The sequence below is a fragment of the Micromonospora sp. NPDC048909 genome (assembly GCF_040649635.1).
Classification (GTDB): Bacteria; Actinomycetota; Actinomycetes; order Mycobacteriales; family Micromonosporaceae; genus Micromonospora.
On the sequence record NZ_JBEZFU010000014.1, the window covers coordinates 91,061 to 108,341 of the forward strand.

Below are 17,281 nucleotides of genomic sequence, written 5' to 3' on the forward strand. Positions count from 1 at the left end.
CCGAGGATTCCCCGATCCGGGCGGGTGATGCCTCGATGTGCCCGATGGTCCGTTCGGGGCATGGCTGCCGCCGTACGGTTGATGCTCCGGAGGGTCCGGGCCAGGGAGGCGTCGAACAGGCCGTGGGCGGCTATGGCGTGCAGGTCGCGCTGGTGCTCGTGTTGGTGCTGGTGAACGCGGTGTTCGCGGGTAGCGAGATGGCGCTGGTGTCACTGCGCGAGGGTCAGTTGCAGCGCCTGGAGCGTGCCTCCCGGGGCGGACGGGTCCTGGCCCGGCTGGCGCGCGACCCGAACCGGTTCCTGGCCACCATCCAGATCGGGATCACGCTGGCCGGCTTCCTGGCCTCCGCGGCGGCGGCGGTGTCGCTCGCCGCGCCACTCGTCGATCCGCTCGGGTTCCTCGGTTCGGCGGCGAAACCCGTGTCGATCGTGCTGGTGACGGTCGTGCTGACCTTCATCACCCTCGTCCTGGGGGAGCTGGCGCCGAAACGGATCGCCTTGCAGCGCCCCGAGGGGTGGGCGCTGCTGGTCGCCCGGCCCCTGGACGCGCTGTCGATGTTCTCCCGCCCGGCGGTCTGGCTGCTCGGCAGGGCCAACGACGTCGTGGTCCAGCTGACCGGCGGTGACCCCCGCGCCCGGCGTGAGGAGGTCACGACCGAGGAGCTGCGGGACATGGTCGCCGCGCAGCGCAGCCTGACCCCCGAACACCGGATGATCATCAGTGGGGCCTTCGAGGTCGCCGAGCGGATCCTGCGGGAGATCCTGGTGCCCCGCCGGGAGGTGGTCACCCTGCCGGCGTCGCTCTCCGCCCGCGAGGCTCTAGGGGAGTTGGGCGCCTCGGGGCACACGAGGGCGCCGATCGTCGGCCGTGGTGGCCTGGACGACACGCTCGGCGTGGTGCACCTGCGCGACCTGCTCGACGCCGACGGGCCGGTCGGTGAGCGCGCGCATCCGGCCCTCTACCTGCCGGAGACCCTGAAGGTCACCGAGGCGATCCGGGAGCTGCGCCTGCAACGCCAGCAGTTCGCCCTGGTCGTCGACGAGCGTGGCTCCATCGACGGCATCGTGACGATGGAGGATCTCATCGAGGAGATCGTCGGTGAGATCTACGACGAGACCGACCGTGACGTGCAGGCGGTCGTCCGGGCCCCCGACGGGTCGCTGCTGCTGCCCGGTGGTTTTCCCGTGCACGACCTGCCCGACGTCGGCGTCGAGCTCGATGAGGAGACCATCGAGGGGGGCGACTACACCACGGTCGCGGGCCTGGTGCTGACCCACCTCGGCCACATCCCGAAGACCGCCGGGGAGGTTGTGCAGTTGCCCGGGTTCACGGCGGAGGTGACCGAGGTGACCGGCCGCGCCATCACCCGTGTCAGGCTACGTCCGGGCTCGTCGGCGGCGACCGAGGCTGGCCGGGACGACGAGGACCGGGCCGGCTCCTGACGGCGCCGACACCACGGCGGCGACGGGGTCCGGAAGGCGACAGGAAGGGGCGGGCGATGCGGCCAGGCGCGGAGAGCGTACGGAGGCTGCGCGCCGCGGTGGGCGCGGTGGCGATTCTCGCCGGCGTGGCGGTGCCCGGCCGGGCGGTGGCGGAGCCGTCCCCCGCCCCGACCCCCGCGATCCCGATCTGCGAGCTCGGTGATCGCCGGTTGGCCGAGATCTCCGGGATGGTGGCCACCGATGACGGGTTCGTCATGATGAACGACGGCGCCGACGACGCGGCCCGCCGCCGCATCTTCTTCCTGGATTCGGCATGCGCGGTGGCACGGGCCGTGCCGTACCCCTCGCGGCCGCGGGACACCGAGGATCTCGCCGTCGGCGCGGACGGCACGATCTGGGTGGGCGACATCGGTGACAACGACCGCACCCGGCAGACCATCGCGGTGTGGCGGCTCGCCCCGGGCGCCGACCGGCCGGTGCTGTACCGGATGTCCTACCCGGACGGTGCGCACGACGCCGAGGCGCTGCTGGTGACCGGCGACGGCCGGCCGGTGATCGTGACCAAGTACTCGGCCGTGCTCTACACCCCGAGCACCGCCCTGCGGCCCGGCGCGACGGTGGCGCTGACCCGGGTCGGGCAGGTGCGGCTGCCCGCCACCACGACCAGCAACCCGTACGGCGTCCTCGGCCGGTCCTCGGTCACCGGGGCGGCGACCGCCTCGGACGGGCGGCGGGTGGTGCTGCGGACGTACGCCGACGCGTTCGAGTTCGACGTCACCGGCGGCGACGTGATCACCGCCCTGACCACCGGGACCCCGCGGATCACGCCCCTGCCCGACGAGCCGCAGGGCGAGTCGATCTCCTACAGCCGCGACGGGGGTTCCCTGCTCACCGTCTCCGAGGCCGCCGTCGCCGGCACGCGGCCGGTGATCCTGCGCTACCCCCTGGCGGAGCCCGCGCCGGCCGCCTCGCCGGGCGCCCCGACACCGGCCGCCGGCACGGCGGACGACGGCGACCGCACCGCCGGCCGCATCGGCACCGCCGTGGTGGCGGCCGGTGGCCTGGGGCTGGCGCTGCTCGTCGGGGGTCTGGTCGCGGTGACCCGGTCGCGTCGCGCCGGGCGCCGGTAGCCGGCCTCGACGGCCCGGATCTCGCGTGCCCGCACGCGGGTTTCGGAGCATGTTGCCCAGGGCAATGATCGGGCCGTCAACACCCCTCGGAAGGGACGGCTCTCGTGGAAGTCACCGGCATCTTCACCGCCATCATCATCGGTCTGATCATCGGCGCGTTGGGTCGGCTGGTCGTACCGGGCAAGCAGAACATCCCGATCTGGCTCACCCTGCTGATCGGCGTGCTCGCCGCCATCCTCGGCACCATCGTGGCCGGTGCGCTCGGCGTCGACGACACCAGCGGCGTCGACTGGATCGAGCTGATCATCCAGGTCGTCTTCGCCGCGATCGGCGTCGCCATCACCGCCGGCGCCTACGGCCGCCGCCGCGTCTGACGGCACCACCGCGCCAGCCGGCGCCGGGCGGGCACCGGGCACGAAACGGGGCGGCGACGGGAAACCGTCGCCGCCCCGTTTCGTGCGCGGGTCGCTGGTCAGGACGCGGTACAGGAACGGACCTGTGGGCGGGTCCAGGTGCCGTTGGCCATGGTGGTGAAGCCGAAGACGTTGCCGCTGCCGTTCGACCGCATGGTCATGACGTTGCCGCTGGTGTCCCAGCTCGGTGTGCCGTTCCAGGTGGACGAGATCTTCTGCGGCGGGGTGACGGCGACGACCACCGTCCAGTTGCTCGCCCCGCTGACCGTCACCTCACTGTTGAACCGGTCGCTCCACCGGGTGGCGTCGCGCAGGGTCGCGGTGCAGCCGCCGCCGGGCGGCGGGGTCGGCGGCCCGGTCGTCGGCGGGGTCGAGCCCCCGTTGAGCGCGGCGAGAACCGCGTCGTACGCCGGCTTCTTGGCGCCGCTGCCGGTGAAGAGCAACGGGTTCTGCGAGGCCCGCCAGGAGTCGGTGTCCCGGATGCCCCAGACGGTGATGCCGGTGCAGCGGGAGACGGCCAGGCAGTCCTGCACGACGTTGCGGTAGGTGGCCGCCGGCGCGCCCTCGATGTCCAGCTCGGTGATCTGCACGTCGACGCCGAGCGCCGCGAAGTTGGACAGCGTGGTGCGGTAGTTGCCCGGGTAGGGCGAGCCGCTGTTGAAGTGCGACTGGAGGCCGACGCAGTCGATGGGCACGCCGCGCTGCTTGAAGTCGCGTACCAGGTTGTAGACGGCCTGGGTCTTGGCGTGCGTCCAGTCGTCGGTGTTGTAGTCGTTGTAGCAGAGCTTCGCGCCCGGGTCGGCGGCGCGAGCGGCCCGGAACGCGGCCTCGATCCAGTCGTTGCCGGTGCGCTGGAGGTTGGAGTCGCGGCGGGCGCCGGAGCTGCCGTCGGCGAACGCCTCGTTCACCACGTCCCACGCCACGACCTGGCCGCGGAAGTGGGTCGCCACCTGGGTGACGTGGTTGAGCATCGCCTGCCGCAGCGCGCTGCCGGACATGTTCTGCATCCAGCCGGGCTGCTGGGAGTGCCAGGCCAGGGTGTGGCCGCGCACCTGCATTCCGCGGCTGCGGGCGTGGTTGACGATCTGGTCCGCCGCGCCGTAGCTGAACTGGCCCTGCTGCGGCTCGGTGGCGTCGATCTTCATCTCGTTCTCGGGGGTCACCGAGTTGAACTCGCGGTTCAGGATCGTGGCGTAGGTGTTGTCGCTCAGCTTGTTCGCGGCGACCGCGGTGCCGAAGTACCGGCCCCGCTCCGCCGCCGACGCACCCAGGGTGGTCCCGGCGCTAGCCGTGCCCGGCAGGAACGCGGCGGTGGTCACGGCGAGCAGACCCGCGGCGGCGAGGACGACCGCCGTACGCGCTCGGGGACCGGACTTCGGACGAATGTTCCCCTGGCACCTCTCGATCATGCTTTTCCCTTCTCTGGGAGCCAGGCCGGGCCGTGGGGGCGGCGGCCTGGGTGGTGGTGGCGGGTCGGGACCGTCGAGGTGCCCGCACCCGGGACGGCGGGTGCGGGCCTTGAGGAATCGACTCCGGTGGATGTGGAGTATGGCAGCGCCCGCATTGACGAGCAAGAATTTCCGGAAAGTTAACGAGAGCTAAGCCCCGCTGCTCTGACAACCGTGGTGGAAGCCGTGCCAGCTCGAACAGGTGACTGCGCGGCGACGGCGGAGACTGCGACCAATGATCGATGTCCGGGGAGTGGCGCGGATGCCGGATGTTCCGGAACTGTTCCGCAACGCCAGCGTCCGGCTACGGGTGCAGCACCGCCTTGATCACGCCGTTCTCGCGCCGGTCGAAGCGGTGGTACAGCTCGGGCGCCGCCGCGAGCGAGCCGTGGTGGGTGACGACGACGCCGGGTCGGGCCCGGCCGGAGACCACCAAATCACGCAGTCGAAGGGTGTAACGGCGGTCGTGGGTACGACCGAAGCGGACCGACACGCCCTTGCTGAACAACGTTCCCCACGGCGCGGTCAGTTCCTCGTGCCCGCTCGCGCCGGGAGCCGGGTGCGGGTCGTTGTCCGGGTACACCCCGGCGACCCCGATCGCGCCCGTCGGGTTGACCAGCCGGGCCGCGTCCGCGATCACCTGGTTGGGGCGCTCCCGCTCGGGGCTCTCCCGGTCACGGGCCTGGAACCCGACCGCGTCGATGACCTTGTCCACTCCGCCCAGCTTCTCCTCGCCGAGCGGCAGCCCGGCCCGGGCCCGGTCGGCGAGGATCTGCTCCACCGGATCACCGTGGCGGAAGTCGACCGGCGTCGCCCCGATCTCACCGGCCTTGTCCAGGCGGGCGTCCACCCCGTCGACGCAGTACACGGCGCGGGCCCCCAGGATCACCGCCGAGTACGCGCTGAGCAGGCCGATGGTGCCGGCGCCGAACACGGCCACCGTGTCGCCCGCCTCGACCCCGGCGAGGGTGGCGGCCGCGTGCCAGCCGGTGACGAAAGCGTCGGCGAGCAGTACGAAGTCGTCCTCACGGGCGTCGCCGGGCTCACCCGGCAGGCGTACGCAGTTCGCGTCGGCCCACGGCACCCGGAGCAGTTCGGCCTGCGCGCCCCGGTAGGGGCCCATCCCGGCGTAGCCGTACGCGGCGCCCGGCCCCTCGGCCCGGGCCCGCAGACAGGCGGCGGAGAGCCCCCGGGCGCACATCGCGCAGGTGCCGCAGAAGAGGTGCGTCGGGATCACCACCCGCATCCCGGGCCGAATGGTCTGCACCGCACCGCCCACCCGCTCGACCACGCCCAGTGGTTCGTGCCCGAGCACCAGACCGGCGTTCGCTACGGTGCGCCCGTCGTACATGTGCAGGTCGGTGCCGCAGAGCGCGCTGGAGGTGACCCGGATCAGCGCGTCCGTCTCCGCCTCCAGCGTCGCGTCGGGCACCTCGTGCACCCCGACCGTCCGGACGTCCTCGTAGACGACGGCTCTCATCCGTGCCTCCCTCGCTCGGTGGTCGCGCCCCGCTGGGCCAGTCCCACGGCTACGACCACGACCGCCACCACCAGCGCCGCCGCGAGCGCGGGCGCCCACCTCGGCGCCACGGTCAGCGTCAGCGCGCCGAGCACCGCGCCGACGAAGAGCCCCAACAGCCGGGAGATCCCGCCCGCCCCGGCGACGATCCGATGCGGGTCGAGCACCGCGCCGCGGACCACCTCGGTCAGCGAGCCGGTCAGGTAGGTGGTCGCGGCGCCGCGGATCCCGGCGCTGAGGGTGATCACGCTCTGCACCCCGCTCGCCGCCGACGCCGCACCGAGCAGCGCCAAGCCGAACGCGTACCCGGGCCGCCCGCCGGTCGCCCACCAGCCCACCGCGACGCCGGCCAGCAGCACCGACTCGGCCACCGCCACCCCTGCGGTACGCCGACGCCAGCCCGACCCGAGCCGACGCAGCGGGAGCATGCCTCCGGCGACGCCCAGCGCGTAGCCGCCGACCGCCGTCGCCCCGCCCGCCACCAGCTGCGGCTTCGTCGTGGCGACCGCGTGGCCGAGCTGCACCAGGTTGCCGGTGATCACGCTGGCGAAGAAGCCGCCCAGTCGGGTCACGCAGAACACGTCGATGCAGCCCGACGCGGCGGCCAGCACCACCAGCAGCCGGACCACCACCGGCCGGGACAGCACGGGACCGTCGACCTGGCCGGCGCTGCCCGGTCCGGTCACCCGGCCCGCTCCGTCACTCGTACTACTGCCTTCCCGCCGTCACCCACCGTGGCGAACGGCTTCTTCCCGGGCGCGCGCCGTTCATGCCGCCCGGGCGGAGGCGGTGAGCCCGAGCAGCCGCTCGGTGAGCCGCCACAGCCGCTCCACCGCCGCCGGGTCGGCCACCAGCGACGCCGGCTTCGCCGGCAACAGACCCTCGTAGTAGCCGCCGCTGGCTGGCGTGACCTCCGTGGTGGCCGCGTGCAGCACGGCCAGCGCGCCGTCGGTGACCGGCCCACCGCTGCGCCCGTAGGCGGCCATCAGGCGGGTGCGTACCGCGCCGGGGTGGACGCTCGCCACCGTCACGTCCGCGCCGGTCCGCCCCCCGAGCGCCACGCCGAACATGATCAGCGCGAGCTTCGCCTGGGCGTACGCGGCGACCGGGGCGTAGCGGGTGGCGCCGTTCAGGTCGCCCCACGCCAGGTTGCCCATCCGGTGCAGGCTCGACGACACGTTCACCACCCGCGCTCGACCGGTCGCCCGCAGCGCCGGCAGCAGCGACCGGGTGAGCAGGTAGGGAGCTAGGTAGTCGACCTGCCAAGTCAGCTCGTTGCCGTCGATCGTGAGGGCCCTTCGCCCGCTGCCCAGCAGGGCGGCGTTGTTCACCAGCAGGTCCAGCCCGGCGGTCCGGGCGGCGACCGTGTCGGCGAGCGAGCGGACCTGGCTCAGCCGAGCGAAGTCCGCCGCGACCGGCTCCAGCAGCTCCGGGTCGACGCCGGTCCCGGCGAGCCGGCGCGCCGCCTCCTGCCCCTCGGCGTTCGTACGGGCGTGCAGCAGCACCTGCCAGCCGGCGTTGGCGAGTTGCCGGGCGACCTCATGGCCGATGCCGCTGGCGGCGCCGGTGACCAGCGCGGTCCCGGGGACGTCGTTCGTCGAATCGGTTCCTGTCGGTCGGGTCTCAGCTGTCGGGGCGGGTGCCACGGGCGGCCCGCAGGTTTCGGCTGCCGCGCGTGACATCAGTGCTCCTCCCGTCGACCGATCGCGGCCCGGCCCGGGTGCGACCGCATCGAGTCGGCCCGCTCGACCGCCTCCAGGCACGCCGAGGCCAGCTCGGCGGCGGTCAGGTCGTACATGGCGTGCGGATTGATCTGAAACGCGCTCAGGCGACCGTCCCGTCGCACCGTGACCTCGACATATTTGCCTCGGTCGGTGACGGTGACGGCGCCGCTGTCGTCGTACACGGCTGCGCTCTCTCCAGGGAAGGGACGCGCGGCGGGTCCGGGTCGAACCGAGCCGGACCCGCCGCGCGGCGCGGTGGAAGCGACGGGGTTACGGGCGTACGCAACCCGGACGCGGGGGACGGTCGGGCGCTGTCTGGGCCACACCGACCGTCCGCACGCCGCCGCCGGGCTCGTACACGCCCGCCGGGATGCGTCGCTTGGACCTCGCCACCGTCGTCCTTCTCACCTCGGCCGGGGTCTCTCACCCCGACGTCAGCCAGCACATCGCAGCCGGGCCGACCTGGGCAAGGATCTTCACGCGCTCTAGACGCCCGGCGCCGGACATTTCACGCCGCCGATACGCCCGCCACTGACACGCGGGCCGGTGATGCGGGGGGAGTTCGCGGCCGTGGGCCGGGTGTCGGCCGCCTCAGGCGACGGGTGTGCCGGCCGAGGCGGGGGCGACCACGGCGAGCGCGGCGCGGACCGTGTCGATCAGCGGGCGCTCGGGATGCTCGTACCAGTGCTGAACGGCGACCCGCACGGTGGTCAGGAAGGTCGACGCCAGCACCCGGGACCGCAGCGTCACGTCGGCGCCGGTCAGCCGGAGGGCGAGCTCCGCGGCCACCTCACGCTCGATGGTGGCGTACGCCGCGACCTGGTGGGCGGCCAGCCCGGGGTGCCCGCGCAGTTGCCGTCGGCGGGTGAGCCAGGACGGGTCGGCGTCGTGGAACGCCTCCTCGGTCAGGCGTAGCGCCGCCCGGGTCAGCGCGGGCCACGGCTGCTCGTCGGTCGGCTGCTCGCGGATCAGCTCCAACATCCGGCTCAGCCGCATGGTGTCGCCGTGGAAGAGGGCCTCCTCCTTGCTGGAGAAGTAGTTGGAGAACGTGCGCCGGGAGACGTTCGCGGCATCCGCGATCGCCTCGACCGTCACCCGGTCGAGCCCCTCTTCGATGGCGAGCCGCAGGGCCGCCTCGTGCAGGGCGAGGCGGGTGGCTGCCTTCTTGCGTTCCCGCAGCCCCGTGGTCTCGTCCATGGCTCCCAAGGGTACGTGGCCGTGATGGAGTTCTCAACGAGCAAACTTGCCCGATGGGCAAGATTGGCAGATGATTGTTTGAGGCAACCATCTCGGCTCGGGGAGGGAACGTGGACGAATCCGTACGGGAACTCGGCCTCCGGCTGCACGGTCTGCTCACCGGCGTCCGATTGATCAAGCAGCGCCGGGCGGACGAGCGGCCGGCTGTGCCGTCCGGCCTGGTCGGCATCCTTCTGCAGATCGACCGGCTCTCCACCGGCTGCCACGCCCGCGAGCTGGCCCAGCGGACCCGGCTCGACCCGTCGACCGTCAGCCGCGCCGTCGCCGCCCTGGTCGCCCACGGCCTGGTGCAGCGGCGACCCGACCCGAACGACAAGCGGGCCAGCTTCCTGTCGCTCACCCCGGCCGGCCGGGCCGCGCTGACCGACACCTTCGACTGGTACGGCGAGGTGCTCGACCGGGCGCTCGTCGACTGGACTCCCGGCGAGGTCACGGCGCTCAGCGCCGCGCTCGACCGGTTCACCCGCGACATCGAGATCGCCCTCGGAAACCACGACAACCTGGAGGCAGCGCGATGAGCGCACCCACCACAACCGTCGGCGCCGCCGCGCCGATGACCCACCGGCGGACGCTGGAGGCTCTCAGCGGCCTGCTGCTGGTGCTCTTCGTCGCGATGCTCAGCAGCACCGTCGTCTCGACGGCACTCCCCAAGATCATTGGCTCGCTCAACGGGTCGCAGACCCAGTACACCTGGGTGGTCACCGCGACCCTGTTGACGGCGACGGCCACCACCCCGATCTGGGGCAAGCTCGCCGACCTGTTCAACAAGAAGTCCCTGGTGCAGATCGCCATCGTCGTCTTCCTGCTGGGCTCGGTCGTCGCCGGCTTCTCGCAGAGCGCCGGCCAGCTCATCGCCGCCCGGGCGTTCCAGGGCATCGGCGTCGGCGGGCTGCAGGCCCTCGTCCAGGTGGCGATCGCCGCGATGATCCCGCCGCGCGAGCGCGGCCGGTACAACGGCTACCTCGGTGGCGTGATGGCCGTCGCGACGGTCGGCGGCCCGCTGCTGGGCGGGCTCATCGTCGACACCTCCTGGCTCGGCTGGCGCTGGTGCTTCTTCGTCGGTGTGCCCGTCGCCCTCGTCGCGCTCGTCCTGCTGCAGGCCACCCTGCGCCTGCCCACCGTGCGCCGGGAGAACGTCAAGATCGACTACCTGGGCGCGACGCTCATCGCCGCCGGCGTCAGCGTGCTGCTCATCTGGATCTCGTTCGTCGACAGTTCGTTCGCCTGGCTCTCCTGGCAGACCCTGGCCATGGTCGGCGGCTCACTCGTCCTGCTCGCCCTGGCGGTCTGGGTCGAGTCCCGGGCGGCCGAGCCGGTGGTCCCGCTGAGCGTCGTCCGCGAGCGCACCACCGCCCTGGCCATCCTCGGCAGCCTCGCGGTCGGCATGGCGATGTTCGGCGGCGCGGTCTTCCTCGGCCAGTACTTCCAGATCGGCCGCGGCTACAGCCCGACCGAGGCCGGCCTGCTCACCATCCCGATGATGGCCGGCGTCCTGCTCTCCTCGATCGTCGCCGGGCGGCTGATCACCAAGAGCGGGCGGATCAAGCCGTACATCGTCAGCGGCGCGATCCTGCTCGTCGCGGGCTTCGCCCTGCTCGGCACGATCGACCACGAGACCTCGCTCTACCTGGTCGGCGCGGCCATGTTCATCGTCGGCACCGGCGTCGGCATGACCATGCAGAACCTCGTCCTCGCCGTGCAGAACACCGTGTCGCTCAAGGACATCGGCGCGGCCAGCTCCACCGTCGCGTTCTTCCGCTCGCTCGGCGGCACGATCGGCGTCTCCGTGCTCGGCGCCGTCCTCGCCCGCCAGGTCACCGACCGGATCACCCACGACCTCGCGGCGTCCGGGATCCCCGCCGGGGGCGGCTCGGGCGAGACCAGCAGCCTCAACCTCAACGCCCTGCCCGAGGCGGTGCAGCACATCGTCCGCGCCGCGTACGGCGACGCGACCGGACACATCTTCCTGATCTCCGCCGCCATCGCCGTCGTGGGCGTCATCGCCGGTCTCCTGCTCAAGCCGGTGACCCTGCGGACCAGCCTCGACCTGCCCGACGCGGCCCGCTCGGCGGCCGTCGCGGCCGACGCGGTCGACGGGGCGCCCGCGCTCGACCAGGTCTCCGTCGACGGGGCGCCCGAGGGCGTGACAACCCGCCGCTGACCTCCAAGGCGCCAACCGGGGCCGCCGCCGTCATCCGACGGCGGCGGTCTCGGCGTTTCCGGGCGGGTGCCCGCCGACCCGCAGCGGCGGTGCCGGCTCACTCGGATGGCGGTGGCGGGACCTCGGCCGGACCGTCGGTGCTCAGTCCATCGCCGTGGGCGGCTCGCCCTCGTGCCAGCGGGCGCGCCAGGCGACCTCGTGCGCCTCGTGCGCGGTCTTCTCCTCGAGGATGACCGCGCGCAGGGCGCGCCGGGAGTCCGCGAAGACCACCGCCTCGATCGTCACCAGCGCCACGCAGATGGCGGTGAGCAGGGCGAGGGCGGCGAGCGCGGGCAGCTCACCGCCGATCGGCAGCGCGACGGCCAGGACGACCAGCACCCCGATCCGGGTCCACGTGACGGTGCGCAGGGTGCGCAGTTGGAACGCCAGGTCGGCCGCGAGGTAGAGCATGACCCCACCGAAGAGCATCGGTACGGCGGGACCGTGGGCCGGCTCGCCCACTCCGCCGGCCGGGTCGGTGATGACGCGGATGAGTTCCTCGGCGCCGATGGCGAACAGGATCACGCCGGCGATCATCGGTAGGTAGAGGTAGGCGTAGGCGTCCCGGGCCATCGCGACCCGGGGGCCGTCCCTGGCCGCGTGCAGCGCGATCCGGGCGGCCGGCCCGACGAAGTCGAAGTGCGCCCACCACAGCGCCGCGGTGAAGATGATCCCGAGCATGGCTGCCGGGATCGCCTGCCAGGTGACCGGCTTGCCGAGCAGGTTGCCGCCGACGCCGACGGAGATGACCGACTCGCCCAGCGCGATGATCAGGATCAGGTCGTAGCGCTCCGTCCAGTGCTCGGCGGAGGGGAGCTCCCAGCCCCAGGTGCCGGCGAGGAGTCCGCTGCCGTACTGGATGACGACGACTGCGACCCACAGCCCGTCGCGGACCAGCGCCGCCAGCCCCGGATCGTCGAGGTGCTGCGGAAGTACCGCGGCGACGATCAACAGCACCGTGGTGATCGCCATCTCCGGCAGGAACTGGAGCATCTTGCGGCGCGAGTTCGCCTTCCCCCGTACCGCGTGCAGGTAGAGCAGCAGGTGGACGAGGCGGATCGCCACGTAGCTGGCCGCGACCAGCATGGGCCCGGCACCGCCGTGCTGCGGGTCCTCGAACGCCTGGGGCAGGGCCAGCGCGAAGGTGAAGAGCGCCGCCATGCCGAGGACCATCGCCACCGGGACGAAGCCCTCACCGAGCCGGACCCGGCTGGCGACGACGCTGTGCACCACCCAGCACCACCAGAGCACGGCGAGCACCAGCAGCGCGTGCAGCAGTTCCCGGGGGGTGACGTTCGCCGCCGTGGCCCGGGTGATGATGAAGAACGAGACCACGAAGACCAGGTCGAAGAAGAGCTCGAACTTGTCGGCGCGGGTGCCCGGGGCGATGGGCACCGCCGGCCCCAACGTCCCCCGCCACCGGTAGCGACCCACCGGATGAGTCTCCCAGCGCCGGTGCGGGTCGCGGGCCGAATCGCTACCGACTGCGCCCATGCTGACCGGCGACTCCGGCACCGACACGCGGGGGACGCGCCGGCAATGCCCTTGACAGCGACTCTCCTCAAGGCGATGCTCTGACTTGTCCTACTGCCGTAGGACAATAGAGAGGATCGTCTCGAGTGATCGAGTTTGTGCTGGACAGTCGGTCCAAGGTGAACACCTACATGCAGCTGGTGCAGCAGGTGAAACAGGCGCTGCGGGTCGGCCTGTTGGTGCCGGGCGACCAACTGCCGAAGGTTCGTGAGGTCGCGCAGTCGCTGGCGATCAACCCGAACACGGTGCTCAAGGCGTACCGGGAACTGGAGATCGAGGGCCTGGTGGCCGGCCGACCCGGGGTCGGCACGTTCGTCGAGCGCACCCTGGCCGGCGCGTCGCTGCCCAACCAGGCCGAGCTGCGCGCCGACCTGGAGACCTGGCTGCACCGCGCGCGGGCGGCCGGGCTCACGCCGGAGGACGTCATCGCCCTGGTGGAGACCACCATGCGGGCCGCACTCGCCGACGACACACCGCAGAAGGAGTCCGCGCGAGCGGAATGAGAGGACAGAGATGGACGTGGTCCTGGAGGCCGACCGACTCGGCAAGCGGTACGGAAAGACCTGGGCGTTGCGAGACTGCTCGCTACGCCTGCCAGCCGGGCGGATCGCCGCCCTCGTCGGCCCTAACGGCGCCGGCAAGAGCACGCTGCTGCACCTGGCGGTCGGCCTGCTCCGGCCCGACGCGGGGGCGGTCCGGGTGTTCGGCGACTCGCCCTACAACAACACGGAGAGTCTCGCCGACATCGGGTTCGTCGCCCAGGACACCCCGCTGTTCCGGGACTTCACCGCCGCGGAGCTGGTCACCGCAGGTGAGAAGCTGAACCGGCGGTGGGACGGGGCGCTGGCCCGTAACCGGCTGGCCCAGCTGGGCATCCCGCCCGACAAGCCGGTCGACAAGCTCTCCGGCGGCCAGCGCGCACAGGTGGCCCTCGCGCTCGCGCTGGCCAAGCGGCCCCGGCTGTTGCTGCTCGACGAGCCGGTGGCCAGCCTGGACCCGCTGGCCCGGCGGGAGTTCCTCCAGTCGCTGATGGGCAGCGTCGCCGACGCCGACACCACGGTCCTGCTCTCCTCGCACCTGCTGGCCGACCTGGAACGGGTCTGCGACTACCTGATCGTGCTGAACGCCGCCCGGGTGCAGCTCGTCGGCCCGGTCGACGAGATCGTGGCCGGCCATCGGCAACTCATCGGCCCCCGGCACGACGGCGGCCCGCTCGGCGGGGTCGCGGCGGTGGTCCGGGCCAGCCACACCGACCGGCAGTCCACCCTGCTCGTCCGCACCGACGGGCCGATCACCGATCCGTCGTGGACGGTCCGCGAGGTCAGCCTGGAGGACCTCATCCTGGCCTATCTGGCCGACGGCGACACCACGGCGAGCCACACCGAGTGGGGGGTACCGGCATGATCTGGCTGGCCTGGCGGCAGCACCGCAAGCAACTGCTGTTCACCCTCCTCGGGTTCGTGCTGCTCGCCGCCGTGATGATCCCGATCGGTGTGGCGATGCGGAGCACGTTCGCCGATCTCGGGCTGCCCGCCTGTGTGCGCGACCTGGCGCGGGCCGACGTGGCACCGGCGACCGTGGAAGCCTGCGAGGCGGGGTACCGCCGGTTCACCAGCCGGTACGGTGCCCTGAACCTGGTGGCCGTGCTGCTCGTCATGCTGCCGATGCTGGTCGGCCTCTTCTGGGGCGCGCCGCTGGTCGCCCGCGAGGTGGAGCAGGGCACGCACCGCTTCGTCTGGACCCAGGGGATCAGCCGGCGGCGATGGGTCCTGGTGAAGCTCGGCTTGGCCGGCGCGGTCGTGCTGACCGCCGCGGTTGGCTACGGGTTGGGCATGTCGTGGTGGGTCGACCCGCTGACCCAGGCCGCTCACGAGGGCCGGCTCGGCTACATCGTCTTCGACCTGCAGGGCATCGTCCCGATCGGCTACACCCTCTTCGCGGTGGCGCTCGGCATCTTCGCCGGCACCCTCTGGCGTCGGATGCTGCCCGCCATGGCCATCACCCTGGTCGGCTACGTGGGCGTACGGGCGGCGGTGGCCGTGCTGGCGCGACCGCACTACCAGCCGGCCCGCACGCTCACCTTCCCCTTGACGGGAACCGGCGAACCCGTGGGCGGTCGCGGCAACTGGATCCTCTCCAGCGGCGTCCGCAACGCCGACGGACAGATGGTGGCGAGCGACACCCGACTGCAGTGCCCGCCGGGCGCCCTGGGGCCGACCGGCCGAGGCTGCGGGGCCGAGCTGGGCGTCGAGCCCGGCGCCTACAACTGGCAGCTGTACCAGCCGGCGGGGCGGTTCTGGCTGTTCCAGGGCATCGAGACCGGGATCTTCGTGCTCCTCGCCCTGGTGCTGGTCTACGTCGCGGTCCGGGCGATCCGCCGCATCGCGTAGCGCGGATCGACCGAAGGCGGCACCCGGTTCGGGTGCCGCCTTCCCCCGGCTTGCCGTCCAGCTGGGCGGGGGCAGAGGCACGGCTCCCCGCGGCCCGCCTGCAAAACCGGTATAAGATGCGCATAAGCCGTGATCAAACCGGAGGTTCGGGATGATGCCAGCGGGGGTGGCGAGCGAGCACCATTACCAGGCGCTGCGGTTCGACATCCCGGTCGACCGTTCCTTCGCCGAGTTCCGCCGGCAGTACGAGGCGGCCGTGCCGCCGTACGACGCCGCGGCGTTCAACGCGCTGGTGGCCCGCAAGGCGCCCTGGCCGGAGGTGCTCGACCTGATGCGTGAGCGGGCGCCGTACAACTTCCTGATCTACTGGAGCAGCGGAGATCTCCAGCCGATGATGCGGCTCGCCGGTGACCCGGGGCACTGCGTCGAATACCTGATGGGCAACCACACCACCGCCGAGCGGATGTTCCGCCACGACCCCGCGGTCATGCTCTACGCGCCGCTGCGCACCGCCATCACCAGCGACGACGACGGCGGGGGCACGCGCTTCCACATCGAGCAGCCGAGCCACGCGTTCGCCTCGTTCGGCAACGACGACGTCGCCGCGGTGGGCGTCGAGCTCGGCCACGAGGTCGCGGCGCTCCTCACCCACCTCGGAGTGCCGGTGCCGGCGGCCCTGGCCGGCTGAGCGCCGTGGTGCCGGGCGGCCTCCCGCCGACCGCGCGGCGGCGGGCGCCGGAACGTCCGGCCGACCCACCGCCGCTCGCCGACCGGTCAGGCGGCCGCGCAGCTCGCGCCGTTCAACGTGAACGACGTCGGCCGTCCGGTGTCGCCGGTGTGGGTGGCCTGGAAGCCGATGTTCACCGACGCGAGGGGCGCGATGGTCCCGTTGTAGGAGACGTTGCGGGCGGTCACCGCGCCGCTGGCCGGAGCGTAGGAGGCGTTCCAGCCGCTGGTGATGCCCTGGCCGTCGGGCAGCGTGAAGGCGAGGCTCCAGCCGTTGACCGTCGTGGCGCCGGTGTTGGTGATGGTCACCGACGCGGTCAGTCCGCTGTTCCAGGCGTTCACCGCGTACGCCACCCGGCAGGTCCCGCCGCCCGGCGGGGGAGTGGTCGGCGGCGGTGTGGTGGGCGGCGGGGTGGACGTGTCCAGGCCGAAGAAGCGGATCGCCTGGGCGGCGTCGACCGGCAGGTTGTGCGAGACGCCCTGCATGCTGATCGCCTCGACCGGCGCTGTGCCACCGCTACCGCCGTAGCGGGTCCGGGTGTAGCCGGACTGCGGGGTGTCGGTGTACGTCGGCGTCTGGCCGAGACCGTGCAGGTTGGTCCACTGCTTGATCTCTTCGGTGAAGTTCGGATAGCGCAGCGTCTCGTCGTTCGTGCCGTGCCAGAGCTGCATCCGCGGCCGGTTGCCCGTGTAACCGGGGTACGCGCTGCGCGCCAGGTCGCCCCAGGCCTGCGGGCTCCGGACGACCTCGCCGTTGGCGCACTCGCTGTTCCACTCCGAGCCGTTCGTGGTGGCGAAGCAGCCGAACGGCACGCCGGCGAAGGCGGCGCCCGCGCTGAACACGTCGGGATAGAGCCCGAGCGGGACGTTGGTCATCATCGCCCCGGACGACACGCCGGTGGCGAAGATCCGGGCCGGGTCGACGTCGTACCGCTGCCGGACGTGGTTGACCATCGACATGATCCCCACCGGGTCGCTACCGCCGTCCCGGCGTAGGGCCTGTGGCGACGAGACGTCGAAGCACTGGCTGCTGCGGGTCACCGACGGGTAGATCACCAGATAGCCGTAGCGGTCGGCCAGGGACGCGAACTGGGTGCCGGAGTGGAACGTCGGCCCGCTGCCCGTGCAGTAGTGGACGGCGACCAGCACCCCCGGCCGCGGCGCGACCCGGTCCGGCACGTAGAGGTACATCCGCAGGTTGCTGGGGTTGGTGCCGAAGTTGGTCACCTCCGTCAGCGATGCCGCCGACGCCGGCGCGGTGGCGGTCACCGCGGCCAGCAGGGTGAGCGCGGCGGCCGTCAGGGCGGCGCCGAGCAATCTGAGCCTGACTCTCATGGGGGGTTCCTCCGGAAGGCCGATGCAGGCAGGGGTGCGATCGAGGCTGCCCGGCGACCCGATCATGTCCGGCTCAGGAACATCCACAAGTATGGATTAATCTGCCCGGTCTTGGCAACCGTGCCGGCCGCGCTGCGTCACCCGGTCGAGGTGGGTCTGTCGCT

General features: G+C 72.3%; 17 protein-coding genes. 9 read left to right on the forward strand and 8 right to left on the reverse strand.

Annotated elements, in window-relative coordinates:
* The first annotated feature begins 122 nt into the window (after positions 1 to 122).
* The 3 genes from AB0C04_RS28525 to AB0C04_RS28535 all read left to right on the forward strand — a co-directional run bounded on the left by AB0C04_RS28525 (position 123) and on the right by AB0C04_RS28535 (position 2,946).
* Positions 123 to 1,442 (forward strand): hemolysin family protein, encoded by a 1,320-nt coding sequence (locus tag AB0C04_RS28525; protein ID WP_357060402.1) that lies wholly within the window; start codon positions 123 to 125, stop codon positions 1,440 to 1,442.
* Positions 1,443 to 1,498: 56 nt separating this feature from the next.
* Positions 1,499 to 2,572, forward strand: coding sequence for a hypothetical protein (locus tag AB0C04_RS28530; RefSeq protein WP_357060404.1), 1,074 nt, complete (start codon positions 1,499 to 1,501; stop codon positions 2,570 to 2,572).
* Positions 2,573 to 2,676: 104 nt separating this feature from the next.
* The gene (locus AB0C04_RS28535; protein WP_357060407.1) at positions 2,677 to 2,946 is read left to right on the forward strand and encodes a GlsB/YeaQ/YmgE family stress response membrane protein; all 270 of its coding nucleotides are present in this window, start codon (positions 2,677 to 2,679) and stop codon (positions 2,944 to 2,946) included.
* 98 nt (positions 2,947 to 3,044) lie between these two features.
* On the opposite strand, the gene AB0C04_RS28540 is transcribed toward AB0C04_RS28535, so the two are convergent.
* The 6 genes from AB0C04_RS28540 to AB0C04_RS28565 form a co-directional block, all read right to left on the reverse strand.
* Complete coding sequence (locus AB0C04_RS28540; RefSeq protein ID WP_357060410.1) at positions 3,045 to 4,394, reverse strand: endo-1,4-beta-xylanase; 1,350 nt, start codon at positions 4,392 to 4,394, stop codon at positions 3,045 to 3,047.
* Between the two features lie 343 nt (positions 4,395 to 4,737).
* Entirely contained in the window at positions 4,738 to 5,913 is a 1,176-nt protein-coding gene (locus tag AB0C04_RS28545) for a glutathione-independent formaldehyde dehydrogenase (protein WP_357060414.1), read from the reverse strand.
* The gene (locus AB0C04_RS28550; RefSeq protein WP_357060417.1) at positions 5,910 to 6,638 is read right to left on the reverse strand and encodes a YoaK family protein; all 729 of its coding nucleotides are present in this window, start codon (positions 6,636 to 6,638) and stop codon (positions 5,910 to 5,912) included. Before AB0C04_RS28550 ends, AB0C04_RS28545 begins: the two co-directional genes overlap by 4 nt.
* A gap of 81 nt (positions 6,639 to 6,719) precedes the next feature.
* Positions 6,720 to 7,634 (reverse strand): SDR family NAD(P)-dependent oxidoreductase, encoded by a 915-nt coding sequence (locus AB0C04_RS28555; RefSeq protein WP_357060419.1) that lies wholly within the window; start codon positions 7,632 to 7,634, stop codon positions 6,720 to 6,722.
* On the reverse strand, positions 7,634 to 7,858 hold the full coding sequence (locus tag AB0C04_RS28560; RefSeq protein WP_357060422.1) for a hypothetical protein: 225 nt from the start codon (positions 7,856 to 7,858) through the stop codon (positions 7,634 to 7,636). The genes AB0C04_RS28555 and AB0C04_RS28560 overlap by 1 nt, the downstream gene beginning before the upstream one ends.
* Before the next feature lie 409 nt (positions 7,859 to 8,267).
* Positions 8,268 to 8,873, reverse strand: a complete 606-nt coding sequence (locus tag AB0C04_RS28565; RefSeq protein WP_357060424.1) for a TetR family transcriptional regulator — start codon at positions 8,871 to 8,873, stop codon at positions 8,268 to 8,270.
* Between the two features lie 110 nt (positions 8,874 to 8,983).
* Between AB0C04_RS28565 and AB0C04_RS28570 the strand changes: the two genes are divergently transcribed.
* A complete protein-coding gene (locus tag AB0C04_RS28570; protein WP_357060427.1) occupies positions 8,984 to 9,451 on the forward strand; it encodes a MarR family transcriptional regulator in 468 nt (155 codons plus the stop codon).
* Positions 9,448 to 11,094 carry an MDR family MFS transporter gene (locus AB0C04_RS28575; RefSeq protein WP_357060430.1) on the forward strand — a complete coding sequence of 549 codons (1,647 nt, stop codon included), beginning with the start codon at positions 9,448 to 9,450 and terminating at the stop codon, positions 11,092 to 11,094. Before AB0C04_RS28570 ends, AB0C04_RS28575 begins: the two co-directional genes overlap by 4 nt.
* Positions 11,095 to 11,235: 141 nt before the next feature.
* Here the strand turns inward: AB0C04_RS28575 and AB0C04_RS28580 are convergent, their stop codons facing one another.
* Positions 11,236 to 12,567: a low temperature requirement protein A gene (locus AB0C04_RS28580; protein WP_357060433.1), complete on the reverse strand. Its 1,332-nt coding sequence runs from the start codon at positions 12,565 to 12,567 to the stop codon at positions 11,236 to 11,238.
* 185 nt (positions 12,568 to 12,752) lie between these two features.
* Here AB0C04_RS28580 and AB0C04_RS28585 point away from each other — a divergent pair, with 185 nt between their 5' ends.
* From AB0C04_RS28585 to AB0C04_RS28600, 4 genes are all read left to right on the forward strand, one after another.
* The gene (locus AB0C04_RS28585) at positions 12,753 to 13,169 is read left to right on the forward strand and encodes a GntR family transcriptional regulator (RefSeq protein WP_357060435.1); all 417 of its coding nucleotides are present in this window, start codon (positions 12,753 to 12,755) and stop codon (positions 13,167 to 13,169) included.
* A 10-nt stretch (positions 13,170 to 13,179) separates the two neighbouring features.
* Positions 13,180 to 14,070, forward strand: coding sequence for an ABC transporter ATP-binding protein (locus tag AB0C04_RS28590; RefSeq protein WP_357060438.1), 891 nt, complete (start codon positions 13,180 to 13,182; stop codon positions 14,068 to 14,070).
* The gene (locus AB0C04_RS28595) at positions 14,067 to 15,056 is read left to right on the forward strand and encodes a transporter (RefSeq protein WP_357060442.1); all 990 of its coding nucleotides are present in this window, start codon (positions 14,067 to 14,069) and stop codon (positions 15,054 to 15,056) included. Before AB0C04_RS28590 ends, AB0C04_RS28595 begins: the two co-directional genes overlap by 4 nt.
* 154 nt (positions 15,057 to 15,210) lie before the next feature.
* The gene (locus AB0C04_RS28600; protein ID WP_357060444.1) at positions 15,211 to 15,744 is read left to right on the forward strand and encodes a hypothetical protein; all 534 of its coding nucleotides are present in this window, start codon (positions 15,211 to 15,213) and stop codon (positions 15,742 to 15,744) included.
* 86 nt (positions 15,745 to 15,830) lie between these two features.
* Here the strand turns inward: AB0C04_RS28600 and AB0C04_RS28605 are convergent, their stop codons facing one another.
* Positions 15,831 to 17,117, reverse strand: a complete 1,287-nt coding sequence (locus AB0C04_RS28605) for a PHB depolymerase family esterase (protein ID WP_357060447.1) — start codon at positions 17,115 to 17,117, stop codon at positions 15,831 to 15,833.
* Positions 17,118 to 17,281: the final 164 nt, after the last annotated feature.